The sequence below is a fragment of the Brevundimonas sp. PAMC22021 genome (assembly GCF_019443405.1).
Lineage (GTDB): Bacteria > Pseudomonadota > Alphaproteobacteria > Caulobacterales > Caulobacteraceae > Brevundimonas.
The window spans coordinates 2,704,834-2,719,993 of the sequence record NZ_CP080376.1 but is presented as its reverse complement, the minus strand read 5'-3'; the positions used below and the strand labels follow the sequence as shown (position 1 = coordinate 2,719,993).

The 15,160-nt window shown below is 70.6% G+C and carries 13 protein-coding genes; 8 read left to right on the top strand and 5 right to left on the bottom strand.

The window, feature by feature from the left end; genetic code table 11:
- The first annotated feature begins 21 nt into the window (after positions 1-21).
- Positions 22-1,056 carry a hypothetical protein gene (locus KY493_RS13395; RefSeq protein WP_219896815.1) on the top strand — a complete coding sequence of 345 codons (1,035 nt, stop codon included), beginning with the start codon at positions 22-24 and terminating at the stop codon, positions 1,054-1,056.
- A gap of 4 nt (positions 1,057-1,060) precedes the next feature.
- On the opposite strand, the gene pyrF is transcribed toward KY493_RS13395, so the two are convergent.
- Entirely contained in the window at positions 1,061-1,768 is a 708-nt protein-coding gene (pyrF, locus tag KY493_RS13390; RefSeq protein WP_219896814.1) for an orotidine-5'-phosphate decarboxylase, read from the bottom strand.
- 84 nt (positions 1,769-1,852) lie between these two features.
- Between pyrF and KY493_RS13385 the strand changes: the two genes are divergently transcribed.
- Positions 1,853-2,551: a MarC family protein gene (locus KY493_RS13385; protein WP_219896813.1), complete on the top strand. Its 699-nt coding sequence runs from the start codon at positions 1,853-1,855 to the stop codon at positions 2,549-2,551.
- 4 nt (positions 2,552-2,555) lie between these two features.
- Here the strand turns inward: KY493_RS13385 and KY493_RS13380 are convergent, their stop codons facing one another.
- Both KY493_RS13380 and KY493_RS13375 read right to left on the bottom strand, forming a co-directional pair.
- Entirely contained in the window at positions 2,556-3,350 is a 795-nt protein-coding gene (locus tag KY493_RS13380; protein WP_255567903.1) for an SDR family oxidoreductase, read from the bottom strand.
- Between the two features lie 4 nt (positions 3,351-3,354).
- Entirely contained in the window at positions 3,355-3,861 is a 507-nt protein-coding gene (locus KY493_RS13375) for an Rrf2 family transcriptional regulator (RefSeq protein WP_219896811.1), read from the bottom strand.
- Positions 3,862-4,023: 162 nt separating this feature from the next.
- Here KY493_RS13375 and KY493_RS13370 point away from each other — a divergent pair, with 162 nt between their 5' ends.
- From KY493_RS13370 to KY493_RS13345, 6 genes are all read left to right on the top strand, one after another.
- Positions 4,024-6,000, top strand: a complete 1,977-nt coding sequence (locus KY493_RS13370; RefSeq protein WP_255567902.1) for a potassium transporter Kup — start codon at positions 4,024-4,026, stop codon at positions 5,998-6,000.
- The gene (locus tag KY493_RS13365) at positions 5,997-7,385 is read left to right on the top strand and encodes an RsmB/NOP family class I SAM-dependent RNA methyltransferase (RefSeq protein WP_219896810.1); all 1,389 of its coding nucleotides are present in this window, start codon (positions 5,997-5,999) and stop codon (positions 7,383-7,385) included. Before KY493_RS13370 ends, KY493_RS13365 begins: the two co-directional genes overlap by 4 nt.
- A 46-nt stretch (positions 7,386-7,431) precedes the next feature.
- The gene (gene rpe, locus KY493_RS13360) at positions 7,432-8,100 is read left to right on the top strand and encodes a ribulose-phosphate 3-epimerase (RefSeq protein ID WP_219896809.1); all 669 of its coding nucleotides are present in this window, start codon (positions 7,432-7,434) and stop codon (positions 8,098-8,100) included.
- Positions 8,097-9,914, top strand: a complete 1,818-nt coding sequence (locus tag KY493_RS13355) for a heparinase II/III family protein (RefSeq protein WP_219896808.1) — start codon at positions 8,097-8,099, stop codon at positions 9,912-9,914. Before rpe ends, KY493_RS13355 begins: the two co-directional genes overlap by 4 nt.
- 82 nt (positions 9,915-9,996) lie before the next feature.
- On the top strand, positions 9,997-11,616 hold the full coding sequence (purH, locus tag KY493_RS13350) for a bifunctional phosphoribosylaminoimidazolecarboxamide formyltransferase/IMP cyclohydrolase (RefSeq protein ID WP_219896807.1): 1,620 nt from the start codon (positions 9,997-9,999) through the stop codon (positions 11,614-11,616).
- Between the two features lie 7 nt (positions 11,617-11,623).
- On the top strand, positions 11,624-12,376 hold the full coding sequence (locus tag KY493_RS13345) for a dienelactone hydrolase family protein (protein ID WP_219896806.1): 753 nt from the start codon (positions 11,624-11,626) through the stop codon (positions 12,374-12,376).
- Between the two features lies 1 nt (position 12,377).
- On the opposite strand, the gene trpS is transcribed toward KY493_RS13345, so the two are convergent.
- Both trpS and murJ read right to left on the bottom strand, forming a co-directional pair.
- Positions 12,378-13,424 (bottom strand): tryptophan--tRNA ligase, encoded by a 1,047-nt coding sequence (trpS, locus tag KY493_RS13340; protein ID WP_219896805.1) that lies wholly within the window; start codon positions 13,422-13,424, stop codon positions 12,378-12,380.
- Positions 13,425-13,464: 40 nt separating this feature from the next.
- Complete coding sequence (gene murJ, locus KY493_RS13335; protein WP_219898579.1) at positions 13,465-15,042, bottom strand: murein biosynthesis integral membrane protein MurJ; 1,578 nt, start codon at positions 15,040-15,042, stop codon at positions 13,465-13,467.
- Positions 15,043-15,160: the final 118 nt, after the last annotated feature.

Below are 15,160 nucleotides of genomic sequence, written 5' to 3'. Positions count from 1 at the left end.
CGACTTAGAGGAGGCTGTCCCGTGACGACACATTCGGTTCTGCTCGCCGCCGCGGCGGCCCTGACGCTGGGCGCGGCGCCCGCCGTCGCCGGCGACTTCGGTCATGGCGGGGGTCATGGCGGAGGCCATGGCGGCGGAGGCTGCGGCGCGCGCTGCGGCGGCGGTGGCTGGAGCGGCCACAACAACGTCAATGTGAACATCGACGCCCGCGCCCGGGCCTCGTCCTACAGCATGGCGCGCGCCAGCAGCTACTCCAGCGCCTCATCCAGCGCCTATGGCTATGGGTACGGCTATGGCTCGGGCGCGGTTGGCGGCGGGACCTTCTACAGCGGCGGCGGCTATGCCGAGGGCGGGTACGCAGGCGGCGGCTACGCCGGCTATGTGGTGTCGCCGGCGCTGCCCCTGCACGGGCGCCCGCCGGTCAGCGCGCCGGTCGGCTATCCGGTGCACGGATTCGGCCGCGACTACATCGGCTGGCGTCCCTATGGCTATTCCGGGGGCTATCGCGGCGGTTACCGCGAGGACTGCCGCTGCTATCCCGCGCAGGGCGGCGGCTATCGCTACGAAGAACGCTACGAGCAGCGCGGCGGCTATCGGTCCGCGCCGCCTGTCTACATCCAGCAGCCGCCGGTCTATGTGGACGCCCCGCCTGTCCATGTGCAGTCGCCGCCCGTGTACGTGCAGGCGCCGCCGGTCCATGTGCGGCCCTCGCCCGTCTATGTGACGCCGCCGGACGTGAACGTCGCGCCGTCTCAGGTCTATGTGGAGCCGACGCCCGTCTATGTGGAGCCGTCGCGCGTCAACGTCGCTCCGGCCGAGGTGCATGTCGCGCCCGCCGACGTCCACGTCGCCCCGGCTCAGGTTTATGCGCCGCCGCCGCAGGTGATCGCGCCGCCGCCGGTCTATGCGCCCGCGCCCGAGCCGATCCCCTATGATGCGCCGCCCACGCCCAATCAGTACTATGGGCTCGAAGAGGCCGCGCCGCCGCCCCCTCCTCCTCCTCCTCCGCCCCCTCCCCCTCATAACTACCGGCAAGAGCCGGGCGAGCGGGGCTGACGCCTTAGAGCCGGGCGATGGTTTCGGCGATCGCTCGGGCCACGGCTTGCGGATCGGCCGCCGCCGTGATCGGCCGGCCGATCACCAGGTGGGTCGCGCCGGCCTTCAGCGCCGCCTGAGGCGTCGCCGCCCGCGCCTGGTCGTCGGCGGCTGAACCTTCGGGACGCACGCCCGGAGTGACGATCAGGAAGTCGTCGCGGCCCGACGCGCGCGCGATCTCGCGCACCCGCGCCGCCTCTTGCGGGCTGGACACCACCCCGTCGATCCCGGCGTCCAGCGCCTGGCGCACTCGCAAGGCGACCAGATCGGCCGGCGACAGGCTGTGATCGTCGGCGCGCACGTGCTCGGCCGTCAGGCTGGTCAGCACGGTGACGCCCAGCACCTTGAGTCCAGAACCCTGCACGCCCCGCGCCGCCGCCGCCATCACCTGCGGCCGGGCATGAACCGTCAGCAGGTCGCACCCGGAGCCGGCCAGGTTCGCCGCCGCCTTTTCCACCGTCGCGCCGATGTCGTGCAGCTTCCAGTCGAGGAACACCTGCCGCCCCTCGGCCTTCAGTTCGCGCGCCAGGTCCATGCCGCCCGCCGCGAACAGCTGCAGCCCGATCTTGTAGAAGCCGATCGCGTCGCTCAGCTGATCGACAAGCGCCCGCGCCTCGGCTGTCGTCGGCGTATCCAGGGCGCAGATCAGGCGGGGATCGGGGGCTGGGGTCATCGACGGACTCGCGCTGACCGGCTATGCCAACGCTTGCTCGCGTCGGATCGTCCGGCGTGTGGGGTTTCAGGGCGAGGGCAGGCGATGGACGCGGTCGATCTGGGTGTCAACCTGTTCGTGGCCCTGTTCGCCCTCCTGGATCCCATCGGCAATGTGCCGATCTTCGCCGCCGCCACCGCCGGCGCGAATCTGAGGCAGCGCACCTCGGTCTCCGCCCTGATGTGCCTGTTCATCGTCGGCTTCCTCGGCTTTTTCTTCTTCACCGGCCTGGCGCTGCTGCAGTTCTTCGGCATCTCTCTGGCGGCGTTCCGCATCGCGGGCGGCATTCTGCTGCTGCTGCTGGGGCTCGACATGACGCGCGGCGATTTCCTGACCATGTTCAAGGACGCCGACGCCGTGGCCGACGCCAAGGACGTGCGCGGCTATGCCCGCAGGCGGTTCCAGCGTCTGGTGGTGCCCTTCGCCATGCCGCTGCTGATCGGGCCGGGGGCCATCTCCACCATCATCATTCAGGCGGGCGAGGCGGCGCGCATCGGTCCGGCGGGTCAGGCGGCCGGGGTGGTCGCGATCGTCGCCGCGGCGATCGCCATCTTTGTCTGCTTCGCCGCCACCGGGCCGATCAGCCGCGTGCTGGGCGATGTGGGCATGGCCATCGTGGTGCGGGTGCTGGGTCTGATCCTGTGCGCCCTGGCCATCCAGTTCCTGCTGCTGGGCCTGTCGGAGGCCATTCCCGGCATGATCTCCGGATCGGTCACCGCGCCCTATCCGACCGGCGGCCACTGAACCCTTAGAGTCGCGCCAGCCTTCGGGCATGGTTGGCCGTCATTTTCAGCGCCATTCCGTCGGGCAGGAAGCGAGCCAATCCGGCCATGACGTTGTTCATCGCGCCCGGCGTGACGCTGGGCCGGTTCGCCTCGCAGGCCTGATGGCCGATGCGGGCCACCCGTTCCGCGTCCATCCACATCCACTTCGGATAGGCGCGCGAGACCTGATCGCGAGAGCCGTTGACGTCATGGAACTCGGTCAGGGTGTAGCCGGGGTTCAGCACGGTGACGTGCACGCCCGTCCCCAGCGTCTCCAGATGCAGCCCCTGCGAGGCCTTGATCAGAAAGCTCTTGATCGGACCATACAGGGTGTCGCCGCCCGTCGCCGGCATCTGACCGGCTAGCGAGGCCACGTTCAGCACCCGCCCGAAGCCCCTGTCGACCATGCCGGGCAGGAACAGGCGCGACAGCACGACCGGAGCCGTCAACATGACCTGCAGCATGTCCCGATGCGCCTGCAGATCGGTGTGAAGAAAGCCCGTGACCCGGCTGAACCCCGCATTGTTGATCAGGCCATCGACGCTCAACCCGCGCGCCTCCACCTCGGCCTGCAGCCGTTCGGGCGCGGCGGGATCGGCCAGGTCCTGCGGCAGCACATGCACGGCGCGGCCGGTTCGGCGCAGTTCCTGCGCCAGAGCCTCCAGAGGCTCGATCCGCCGCGCGGTCAGGATCAGGTCCCAGCCCTCGGTCGCATAGACCCTGGCCAGCGCCTTGCCGATCCCGGCCGAGGCGCCGGTGACCAGGACGGTGCGGGACAACGGGTCAGGCCGCGACGGCGTCCGCATCGCTTGCCGGCTCCCCCGCCGCCAGCGGGCAGGACGAATGCGGTGCGAATCCTCTCAGTGATGCGGGATCGCTCGCCAGAAGATCGGCGATGGTGATCTTGGACAGGGCTTCGCTTGCGGCCTCGTCGGCGGCCGTCAGCGCCTTGGCCACCTGGCGCGGGATGTGCTCGCCGACCGGACAGCCCTTGGCGCCCGCCGGCGTCGAACCCAGGTGCGCACAGCCGTTGACCGCCCTCAGCACCTCGTCCAGCCGGATGTCTGCCGGTTGGCGCAACAGCCAGGAGCCGCCGGTCGCGCCGGGGCGCGTGGCGATCAGCCCGGCCTTGGCCAGCAAGGCCGTGACGCGGCGCACCACAACCGGGTTGGTGGGCACCGAGGCGGCCAGCAGGGCGCTGGGTGCCGCTTGCGCAGGGCCGAACGCGCCCTTGTGGGCCATATAGGCCAGGGCGTGGGCGGCGACGGGGAAACGCTGGCTGTCTGACATGATCAACGTCCAAAATAGGCGTTCGCGCCTCGAATCACAAACGGGCCTGCGACAGCCGCTCGCAACCCATCGGCGTGTGTGCGATTGAACGGCGACAGGAATGCGCCTAAAGCCCTCGCCGCTTTGAAGGCCCGCTCCAGAAGCGGCGCCCGGAGATCAGGCATGACAGGGGATGCTCCCCTCGGGTCGGACGGCGCCGCCGCCACGCCCACACCCGCTTCCGGCACGTCGGCGACCGTTACGCCCGAGGCGCATGTCCCCGGCGGCCAGACCGTGGCGCACGGCGGCTTCTGGGCGCTGACGCTGGGCGCCATCGGCGTCGTGTTCGGCGACATCGGCACCAGCCCCCTCTACGCGCTGCGCGAGGCCATTGATCATGCGCGCGGCGGCGTCGGCGGCGACCTGGCCGTGGTCGGCGTAGTGTCCCTCGCCTTTTGGGCGCTGATGGTGGTGGTGACGTTCAAATACGTCTTCTTTCTGATGCGTGCGGATAACAAGGGCGAGGGCGGCACCCTGTCGCTGATGGCCCTGGCTCAGCACGCGGTCGGCCGCCGCAGCGCCTGGATCTTCATGCTGGGCGTGTGCGGCGCCGCTCTGTTCTACGGCGACGGCATCATCACCCCGGCGATCTCGGTCCTGTCGGCGATCGAGGGCGTACAGGACGCGCCGGGCGTGGGCACCGCCATGGACCCCTTCATCGTGCCGGTCGCGGCCGGCATCCTGATCGCCCTGTTCATGGTCCAGTCGCGCGGCACCGCAGGCCTGGCCAAGCTGTTCGGGCCGATCACCGCCGTCTGGTTCCTGAGCCTGGGCGTGCTGGGCCTGATCCACATCTTTGACGACATCTCAATCCTGCGCGCCCTGTCGCCGCACTATGGCGTTCAGCTGCTGATCGAAGACGGATTTCTGGGCTTCATCATCCTGGGCAGCGTGTTCTTGGCGGTGACGGGCGCCGAGGCGCTCTATGCCGACATGGGCCACTTCGGAAAGGCGCCGATCCAGGCCGGCTGGCTCTATTTCGTGCTGCCGTGCCTGACGCTGAACTACCTGGGCCAGGGCGCCATGATCCTGGACAACCCGGGCGCCTCCGAGAATCCGTTCTGGAGCATGGTGCCGCAGGTCATCTATTGGCCGATGCTGGCGCTGGCCACCGCCGCCACCGTGATCGCGTCCCAGGCCGTGATCACCGGGGCGTTCTCGGTGACGCAGCAGGCGGTGCAGTTGGGCCTCCTGCCCCGCATCGACATCAGGAACACATCTGAAACCCAGGCGGGACAGATCTTCGTGCCGGCGGTCAACAGCTTCCTGATGATCGGGGTGCTGGTGCTGCTGGTCGTGTTCCAGAGCTCGCACAACCTGACCGCCGCCTATGGCGTGGCGGTAACCGGCACCATGCTGGTCAACACTCTGATGGCCTATTTCGTCATCACCAAGGGCTGGAAATGGCCGATGTGGGCGGTGGCGGGGACGCTGATCCCGTTCGCCTTCATCGACACCGTCTTCCTGACCTCCAACCTGCTGAAGATTCCCGACGGCGCCTGGATGCCGTTGGTTCTGGGCGCCGTGCTGGTGCTGGTGATGTGGACCTGGGTGCGCGGCACCCAGATCCTGACGGCCAAGACCCGCAAGGACAGCCTGCCGCTGGGCGATCTGATCGAGATGCTGCAGGCGCGCCCGCCGCACCGCGCGCCCGGCACCGCCATCTTCCTGACCTCGGATCCGGATGTCGCGCCCGTCGCCCTGATGCACAACCTCAAGCACAACAAGGTGCTGCACGAAAAGAACATCGTCCTAACCGTGCGCACCTCCGAGCGGCCGCGCGTCCGCGAGAAGGACCGCGTGCGGATGGAGCCGATCAACGACGACTTCAAGCGGCTGACCGTCACCTACGGCTTCATGGAGACGCCCAACGTGCCGCGCGCGCTGGGTCTGTGCCGCAAGCAGGGGCTGAAGTTCGACATCATGTCGACCAGCTTCTTCCTCGGCCGCCGTTCGCTGATCCCGTCGGCGCGCCAGGGCATGCCGCTGTGGCAGGACCGGCTGTTCATCTTCCTGATGCGCAACGCCGCCAATCCGACCGACTTCTTCCACATCCCGCCCGGCCGCGTGGTCGAGCTCGGCGCGCAGGTCGCCGTATGAAGGGGCCTGGCGCCCGGCCGGGCCAGAGTTCCGAGGCGCGCGGACGCAGGCTCGCGACCAAGGGCAAGCCGCGTCCGGCCTCGCCGCCGGCGGAGGCGGCGCCGCAGGACGACATCGGCGTCGAGGCGCGCGTGGTCGCCGGCCTCTTGCTGAACGCGGCGCTGGAGACGCGCAACGGCCTGGACGAGACGCTGGGCCAGGCGCCCGCGCGCGCCCTGCCCCCCGCGGACCGCGCCTTCGCCCGCGCCGTCGCCATGGCCGCCCTGCGCCGTCTGGGCGAGATCGATCAGATTCTGGATCGTCGATTGCAGAAGTCGCCGCCCGACGCCGTGCGCACCCTGCTGCGCGTCGCGCTGGCCCAGACCCTGGTGCTGCGTACGCCGGCCTTCGCCGCCGTCTCCACCGCCGTGAAGCTGGCCGAGCGCGATCCAAAGACCCGGCCCTACAAGAACCTGGTCAACGCCGTGCTGCGCGGCATCGACCGCGACGGCCCCGGACTGACCACCGCTGTCTCCAACCTGCCGGACTGGATTTCCGCGCGGTGGCGCGCGACCTGGGGCGAGGCCGCGCTGGAAGGATTGGCGCTCGCCGCCCGCGAGGAGCCGCCGACCGACCTCAGCCTCAAGCCCTCAGCCGATCCGGCCGCCGCGGCCGATGCGCTGGAAGGCGAGGTCCTTCCCGGCGGAACCGTTCGCACCAGCCGGCGCGGCGATGTCGCGTCCTGGCCCGGCTTCGAGACCGGCGACTGGTGGGTGCAGGACGCGGCCGCCGCCATCCCCGCTCGACTGCTGGACGCTCAAGCCGGCGAGACCGCGCTGGACATGTGCGCGGCGCCCGGCGGCAAGACGCTGCAGCTCGCCGCCGCCGGCGCTACGGTCACGGCCCTCGACCGCTCGGCCCCACGGCTGAAGCGCCTGACGCAGAACCTCGAGCGCACCGGCCTGTCCGCCGAGGTCGTCGCCACCCCGGCCGAGGATTGGGAAGACGCCCGCCAGTTCGACGCCTTGCTGCTGGACGCGCCCTGCACCGCCACCGGCACCTTCCGCCGCAACCCGGAAGTGCTGCGCGCCACCCGCCCCGCCGACGTGGCCAAGCTGGCCGACGTGCAGCACCGGCTGCTCGACGCCGCCGCCGCGCGGGTGAAGCCCGGCGGTCGCATGGTCTACTGCACCTGCTCTCTGGAGCGTGAAGAGGGCGAGACCCAGGTCATCGCCTTTCTGCGCCGCAACCCGTCGTTCCGCACCGTCCCGGCCGACCCTGCGGCTCTCGGCTGCCCGCCCGAGGCCCTGACGCCAGAAGGCTGGCTGCGCATCCTGCCCTCCTTCTGGCCCGAGCGCGGCGGCCTCGACGGCTTCTTCGCCGCCCGACTGGAGCGCACAGCTTAAGCGCGCCGCCTTGCCCCGGACGAGGAGCCGCCTTATCCGAAGAGGCATGACCGCGCCGCTGATCTGCCCATCCATTCTCGCCAGCGACTTCGCCCGTCTGGGCGAGGAGGTGCGGACGCTCGAGGCGGCGGGGGCGGACTGGATCCACGTCGACGTCATGGACGGCCATTTTGTGCCGAACCTAACCATGGGCCCCGACATCGTGAAGGCGATCCGGCCGCATACGGCGCTGCCGTTCGACGTCCACCTGATGGTCGCTCCGGTCGATCCGTGGCTGGAAGCCTACCGCGCGGCCGGCGCCGACATCCTCAGCGTCCATCCTGAAAGCGGGCCGCACCTGCACCGGACGCTCGGCCGGATTCGCCAACTGGGCGCCAAGGCCGGGATCGTGTTCAATCCGGGCACGCCGCTTTCGATCCTGGAAGAGGTCGTCGATCTGGTCGATCTGGTGCTGATCATGTCGGTCAATCCGGGCTTTGGCGGTCAGGCCTTTGTGGACAGCGCCCTGCACAAGATCGAGCGCGCCCGGGCCATTCTGGACCGGGCCGGGTCGCCCGCGCATCTGCAGGTTGACGGCGGCGTGACCTCGGCCAACGCCGCTTCGTGCGTGTCCGCCGGCGCGGACGCCCTGGTCGCAGGCTCATTCGTGTTCAAGGGCGGGGCGGACGCCTACGCCTCGAACATCGCCGCCTTGAAGGCGCAGGCGCCGGCGTGAGCCCGCTTGGGCCCTTCGCCCCGCGTCAGCCGACGGGTCCTGATGTGGGCGCAGGCGCCATTCCCGGCCTGCCGGGCGCGCCGGTTCGAACCCCCGTACGCGACGGCGAGGTCCAGACCGCCCTCAGCCTGTGGCCGGCCATTGTCGGGCGTCTCCTGACCCGGCAGCTCTGGATCGAGCTCTATGGTCTGCCGGGCTACACCCTGACCCTGGGCGGGGCCAAGTCCACCAGCTTCGCCGCCACCCCCCGCGATTTCCGCCCGCACGATCCGGCGCCGGGCAAGGCCCTGCTGAAGGGCCGCTTCACCCTGGCCGGCGCGACGCTGGAGGCCGAGGCGCCGGCCGATCCCTGGGGTCGCCCCAGCCCGTCCCGCCCCTTCGCGGTCGAGCTGCACGCCTTTAACTGGTTGCCGGCCCTGATGAGCCAGGGCGAGCGCGGCGCGCGCGAGGCCGTGCGCCTGACCCTGAGCTGGGCCGATCATTTCGCACGCTGGTCGCCGTTCGCCTGGGGTCCCGAGACCCTGCCGCGGCGCGTCATCAACCTGTCCTGCGCGGCGCGCCGCATGGGGGCGGTGGCGACGGAGGCCGAGCGCCTTCGCCTTTCCGACACGCTGGCGCGCCAGGCGCGGCAGCTGCTGCGCCCGCCGGGCGGCCTGGCCAGCCGTGCTGAGCGTTCTATCGCCGCGGCCATCGCCGGTTGCGTCCTGTCTGGCGTGGCCGGGGCCAGTCTGCGCAGGCGCGCGCTCGCCAGCCTGCCCGCCGCCCTGCAGGCCACGGTTCACGCCGACGGATCGCACGCGAGCCGCTCGCCCGAGGCGGCGCTGGAGCTGCTGCTCGACCTCCTGTCGCTGGACGACGCCCTGGCCCAGCTGTCGGAGCCCGCGCCCGAACCGGTCGGCCGCGCCATCGCCCGCCTGACGGAGGCCGTGCGCCTGCTGACTCTGCCGGACGCACGCCTCGCCAGCTTCCAGGGCGGAGGCCCCTCGACCACGGCTCGGCTTTCGGCCGCCCTGGCGCACGACGAGGACATGGAGGCCCACAGGACCTCGGGCGTGGTCGGCGGCCTGTATCGCCTCTCCAGTCCGCTTCTGGCCGTGGTGGCCGATGCGGCCCCGGCGGCGTACGGCGCCTGGGGCTCCACCGCCTGCGCCCAGCCGCTGGCGCTGGAGATCACCTGCGGACGGGATCGGCTGATCACCGGCTCGGGCTGGACGCCGCGCTCCACCGATCGCCAGGCCCTGCGCCTGACCCCGGCCCATTCCACCCTGACGCTGGGCGAGCGGTCGCTGAACGAACCGCTGGGCGGTTGGAAGGCCGAACTGCTGGGGCCGCGCCTCGCCGGTCGCCCCTACGCCGTCCATGTCAGCCAGCGCGACGGCGAGGGCGCCGTGTGGCTTGAGATGGACCACGACGGCTGGGTCGAGCCGTTCGGCCTGACGCACCAGCGCCGGCTGTATCTCGACACCCGCCTGGACGAACTGCGGGCCGAAGAGCGGATTTATCCGACGCCCGGCCGTCCCGAGGTGCTGCGCGCCATCGCCGCCCCCTATGCCGCGCGCTTCCACCTGGAGCCCGGCGTGGAGGCCTCCCTGTCCCGCGACCGCCGCGCCATCCTGCTGCGCGGGGCGTCGGGTCGAGGCTGGTGGTTCCGCACCGACGGACCGGATGTCGCCATAGAACCCAGCGTCCACATCGACGCCGGCCTGACCCGCCGCTCGCTGCAGATCGTGGTGCGCGGCTCGGCCCGCACCGACGCCGAAACCAAGGTCCGCTGGAAGCTGAGCCCCGCGGGCGCCAGCGACGATCCGGTCTAGCGCATCGCCCGAAGGGTGACGCACCCGCCGCCCGATGCTAGAGGCCGCGCCATCCTCCTCCAAGCCATTCACGGACGCCGCCATGCCCGCCGCTCCCGACTTTCCGCCCGCGCCCGATGCGGTGAAGCCTGCGCGCGCGCTGATCTCGCTTTCGGACAAGGCGGGGCTGGATGACGCAGCGCGCGCCCTGCATGACGCCGGCGTCGAGCTGGTCTCCACCGGCGGCACCCGTGCGGCGATCGCGGCCTTGGGCCTGCCGGTCAAGGACGTGGCCGATCTGACCGGCTTTCCCGAGATGATGGACGGCCGGGTCAAGACGCTGCACCCCGTGGTGCACGGAGGGCTGCTGGGCGTGCGCGACGCGGCCGATCATGCTGAGGCGATGACGACCCACGGCATCGCCCCGATCGATATTGTCTGGATCGACCTCTATCCGTTCGAAAGGACGGTGGAGGCGGCCAAGCCTGGGGAAAAGGGCGGCTTCGAGGCGGCCATCGAGAACATCGACATCGGCGGCCCGGCCATGATCCGTTCGGGATCGAAGAACCACGGCTACGTCGCCGTCGCCGTGGACGGCGAGTCCATCGGCCTGATCCTTGAGGCGCTGAAGACGGCCGGATCGACCTCGCTTGAGCTGCGCAAGCGCCTGGCCGCCCGCGCCTTCGCCCGCACCGCCGCCTATGACGCCGCCGTCTCGACCTGGTTCGCCGGGCAGCTGGAAGACGCTGCGCCCGCCCGCAAGTCGATCGCGGGCACGCTGGCCCAGACCCTGCGCTACGGCGAGAACCCGCACCAGACCGGCGCCTTCTACCGTACGGGAGAGCGTCGGCCGGGCGTGGCCCACGCCGAACAGGTGCAGGGCAAGGAATTGGGCTACAACAACATCGCCGACGCCGATGCGGCCTATGAGCTGGTGGCCGAGTTCGAGACGCCCGCCTGCGTCATCGTCAAGCACGCCAACCCGTGCGGCGTCGCGGTCGGGAATGACCTGTCTGAGGCCTACGCCCGCGCGCTGGAGTGCGATCCGGTGTCGGCCTTTGGCGGCGTGATCGCGGTCAACCGGCCGCTGACGGGCGAGGCGGCGCGCGCCATCACCGGCATCTTCACCGAGGTGGTGATCGCCCCGGGGGCCGACGAGGAGGCCCGCGCCGTCTTCGCCGCCAAGAAGAACCTGCGCCTGCTGATCACCGACGGGCTGCCCAATCCGTTGGGCGCAGGCGAAGTGTTCCGCTCGGTTGCTGGAGGGTTCCTGGTCCAATCTCGTGATGGGTCGTTGATCAAGCCCGAGGACCTGAAGATAGTCACGCGCCGCGCGCCTTCGCCGACCGAGATCGCCGACATGCTGTTCGCCTTCACCGTGGCCAAGCACGTCAAGTCCAACGCCATCGTCTACGCCAAGGACGGCCAGACCGCCGGCATCGGCGCCGGCCAGATGAACCGCCGCGACTCGGCGCGCATCGCCGCTATCCGGGCCAAGGAGGCCGGCGAGGCCAAGGGGTTGGCCCATTCGCTGGCGCAGGGCTCGGCCTGTGCGTCCGAGGCCTTCTTCCCCTTCGCCGATGGCCTGTTGGAAGCGGTCGCGGCAGGCGCCACGGCGGTGATCCAGCCCGGCGGATCGATCCGCGACGACGAGGTCATCGCCGTCGCCGACGAACGCAACATCGCCATGGCCTTCACCGGCGTGCGCGTCTTCCGGCACTGACCGCGCCATGGACAGCCTGCAAAGCCGCTGGGCGCGCCTTGAGCCGCACGTCGCCGTGGTCGGGCCGGAGGACGATCGGCCGCGTCCGGCGGTGCTGCTGTTTCACGGCTGCGGCGGCTTGCGCGCCCATCTGCCGCGCTATGCGGAGGCGGCCAAGGCGCTGGGGTGGCGGGCGTTTGTGGTGGATTCCTACAGCCATCGCGGCATCGGCCGAGCGGCGGCCGTCGCAGGGGTCTGCACCGGCCTGACCCTTCGCGGCTATGAGCGCGGCGGCGACATCCTGGCGGCGCTGCACGGCGTGTCGCGGCGGCCCGATGTCGATCCGGACCGGATCGTCCTGGCCGGATGGAGCCACGGCGGCTGGTCGATCATGGAGGCCATGACCGCCGATCCGAACCGCCGGGGCGCGCTGGGTCTCAGCGACGCAGGCGCCTGTTCGCTCAAGGGCGTCAAGGCGGTGTGGCTGGCCTACCCCTACGTCGGTCCGTTCGCCTTCAACCGCCTAAAGGCCTGGCGGCATTGTCCGCGCGTTCTGGCCGTGACCTGCCGCCGCGACCACCTGACCACCGTCAGGAACGCCGAGCACGTCAACGCCCTGATCCGCAACTGCGGGGCCGAGGTCGAAAGCTGGATCGCCGAGGGCACCCACGCCTTCGACGAGCCGTCCAACATCGGCCCCATGCGCCACGACCCGGCCCTTGCCGACGAGGCGATCCGCCGCTTCGGCGCCTTCCTCGAGGACGTCTCTCCGACCGTCTAGATCAGGCGCGCCAGAAGCCGACGATGCGCTTGACCTCCTCGACCACCGGGTCGGCGACGGAGGCGGCGCGTTCGGCGCCGTCGGCCAGGACGCGGTCGATCTCGGCCGGATCGTTCATCAGCCGGCGCATCTCGGCGGTGACCGGCGCCAGCGCCTCGACGGCCAGGTCGGCCAGCGCCGGCTTGAAGGCGCCGAAGCCCTGGCCTGCGAACTGCTCCACCACCGCCTCGCGGCTGGTGTTGGCCAGCGCGGCATAGATGGCCACCAGGTTGCGCGCCTCGGGCCGTTCGGCCAGGCCGTCCAGGCTGTCGGGCAGCGGCTCGGCATCTGTCCGCGCCTTGCGGATCTTGGCGGCGATAGTGTCGGCGTCGTCGGTCAGGTTGATCCGGCTCTGGTCCGAAGGATCGGACTTGCTCATCTTGGCCGAGCCGTCGCGCAGGGACATGACCCGCGTCGCCGGTCCGTGAATCACCGGTTCGGGCTGGGGAAAGAAGCCGGGCACGCCGAAGTCGGTATTGAACTTGGCGGCAATGTCGCGGGTCAGCTCCAGATGCTGCTTCTGGTCCTCGCCGACCGGCACTTCCGTCGCCTTGTACAGCAGGATATCGGCGGCCTGCAGCACCGGATAGGTGTAGAGGCCGACGGAGGCGCGCTCCTTGTGCTTGCCCGATTTCTCCTTGAACTGGGTCATGCGATCCAGCCAGCCGAGGCGGGCGACGCAGTTGAACACCCAGGCGAGATCGGCGTGCGCGCGCACCGCCGACTGCGGGAAGATGATCGACCGGGCCGGGTCAAGGCCCGAGGCCAGATAGGCGGCGGCGATCTCGCGCGTCTGATCCGCCAGCTTCTGCGGGTCCTGCCACACGGTGATGGCGTGCATGTCGGCGACGAACACGAACACCGGCGCGCCTGTTTCCTGCAGCGCCGTGAACCGCTTCAATGCGCCCAGATAGTTGCCCAGGTGCAGGGCGCCCGAGGCCTGGATGCCGGACAGGATGCGGCGGGGACCGGCGTAGACGGCGGGATCGGCGGAAGCGGCGTCGGACATGGCGCGGCAATGCCCGACGCGAGGCTTTAGAGCAAGCGGATCAGCGCCCGCCGCGCCGCAGCAGCCCCTTCACCTCCCGCACCGTCACCGCCCGCGTTGCGAACGCCAGCGCCACATAGGCGAGGCCGCCGGCCGCCGTGACCAGCAGCAGGGACACTTCCTTGGCGCCGACAGACATCTGCACGGCGTTCAAAAGGCTCGCCACCGGCGCCTCGATCCACGGCCGCGCCCAGGACGCCAGGCCCACGACCGCCGCCAGCCCCGCGCTGGCCAGGGCGATGCGCGAGAAGCGCGAAACCGCGGCCGGGCTCGGCCGATAGTCCCCGCGCCGCCACAGGGTCGAGGCCAGGAGCAGCGCATTGCTCCACGCCGCCGCCGACACCGCCGCCGCGATCCCGGCTATGCCCATGCCCAGGTTGAAGAGGCCGATCGCCAGGGCCGCATTCACCGCCACCGACACCAGGGCGAAGGTCATCGGGGTCTTGGTGTCGCCGCGTGCGAAGAAGGCCGGCGCCAGAATGCGGATCAGCACAAAGGCCGGCACGCCCCAGCCGAAATGCAGCAGGGCCTGGGCGGTGTTCACCGCATCCACCTGCAGGAACGCCCCGCGCGTGAACAGGGCGTCGATCAGGAAATAAGGCATGGCCATCAGCGCCGCCGCCGCCGGCAGGGTCAGGGCCATGGACAGGCACAGCGCCTCGTCCATCGAGGCCTGCTGCTGCGCGTGATCCTTTGACGCCACCGCCGCCGACAGCCGAGGCAGCAGGGCGATGCCGATGGCGACCCCCACCAATCCCAGCGGCAGCTGATACAGCCGGTCCGCCGTGGCCAGCCAGGTCCGTCCGCCGGGCACGAAGCTGGAAAGATTGCCCGAGATGAAGACGTTGATCTGGGTCGCGCTGTTGCCGATGGCGGCGGGAATGGCGGTGATGACGATGGCCTTCACCGCCGGCGTCAGACGCGGCAGGGCCAGGCGGATGTTCGCCCCCGCCTTGCGCGCCCCCCACCAGCACAGGCCGGCCTGCGCCACGCCCGCGACCAGCACGCCCCAGGACGCCGCCGTCGCCGCCTCGACCTGGCCGCCCCGCGCCGGGATCACCACGGCCAGCATGATCAGGTTCAGCAGGATCGGATAGGCGCCCGAGACGATGAACCGCCCGCGTGCGTTCAGCACCCCGCTGAGCAGCGCCGCCACCGCCATGCACGGCAGATAGGGCATGGTGATCTGCGTCAGGATCACCGCCAGCTTGAACCGCGCCGGATCGTCCAGAAAGCCGACGTTGATGATCGTCATTAGCCACGGCATGGCCAGTTGGGCGGCGATCGTCAGCGCCACCGTCACCGCCGCCACCGCCGCCAACGCATCGGTGGCCACCCGGTCGGCTTCGATGTCGCCCTCGGTCTTCAGCGTCTTGGCGTAGGCCGGCACAAAGGCGGCGGCGAACGCCCCTTCGGCGAAGATGCGGCGAAACAGGTTGGGGAAGCTCAGCGCCGTATTGTAGGCGTCCGCCGCCGGGCTGGACGAGGCGCCCAGCGCCGCCGAGATCACCACGTCGCGCGCGAAGCCCGCCAGCCGGCTGACCAGCGTCAGACCCGAGAAGATGGCCGACGACCGCATGACGCCGCCGACCTTGTCCGTCGTGGTCGAGGCGGCGGGCGGCTGCACCACCGGCTCGCCGTTGGCGACGGCCTGGTTGACCGGAGCGGCCGGTTCGAAGGGGTCGGAAGGCTTCACG

Coding starts and splice junctions, on each gene's coding strand:
- pyrF (WP_219896814.1), bottom strand. CDS start 1,768: ATGACCCCAGCCCCCGATCCCCGCCTGATCTGCGCCCTGGATACGCCG.
- KY493_RS13385 (WP_219896813.1), top strand. CDS start 1,853: ATGGACGCGGTCGATCTGGGTGTCAACCTGTTCGTGGCCCTGTTCGCC.
- KY493_RS13375 (WP_219896811.1), bottom strand. CDS start 3,861: ATGTCAGACAGCCAGCGTTTCCCCGTCGCCGCCCACGCCCTGGCCTAT.
- KY493_RS13370 (WP_255567902.1), top strand. CDS start 4,024: ATGACAGGGGATGCTCCCCTCGGGTCGGACGGCGCCGCCGCCACGCCC.
- KY493_RS13365 (WP_219896810.1), top strand. CDS start 5,997: ATGAAGGGGCCTGGCGCCCGGCCGGGCCAGAGTTCCGAGGCGCGCGGA.
- rpe (WP_219896809.1), top strand. CDS start 7,432: ATGACCGCGCCGCTGATCTGCCCATCCATTCTCGCCAGCGACTTCGCC.
- purH (WP_219896807.1), top strand. CDS start 9,997: ATGCCCGCCGCTCCCGACTTTCCGCCCGCGCCCGATGCGGTGAAGCCT.
- KY493_RS13345 (WP_219896806.1), top strand. CDS start 11,624: ATGGACAGCCTGCAAAGCCGCTGGGCGCGCCTTGAGCCGCACGTCGCC.
- trpS (WP_219896805.1), bottom strand. CDS start 13,424: ATGTCCGACGCCGCTTCCGCCGATCCCGCCGTCTACGCCGGTCCCCGC.
- murJ (WP_219898579.1), bottom strand. CDS start 15,042: ATGCGGTCGTCGGCCATCTTCTCGGGTCTGACGCTGGTCAGCCGGCTG.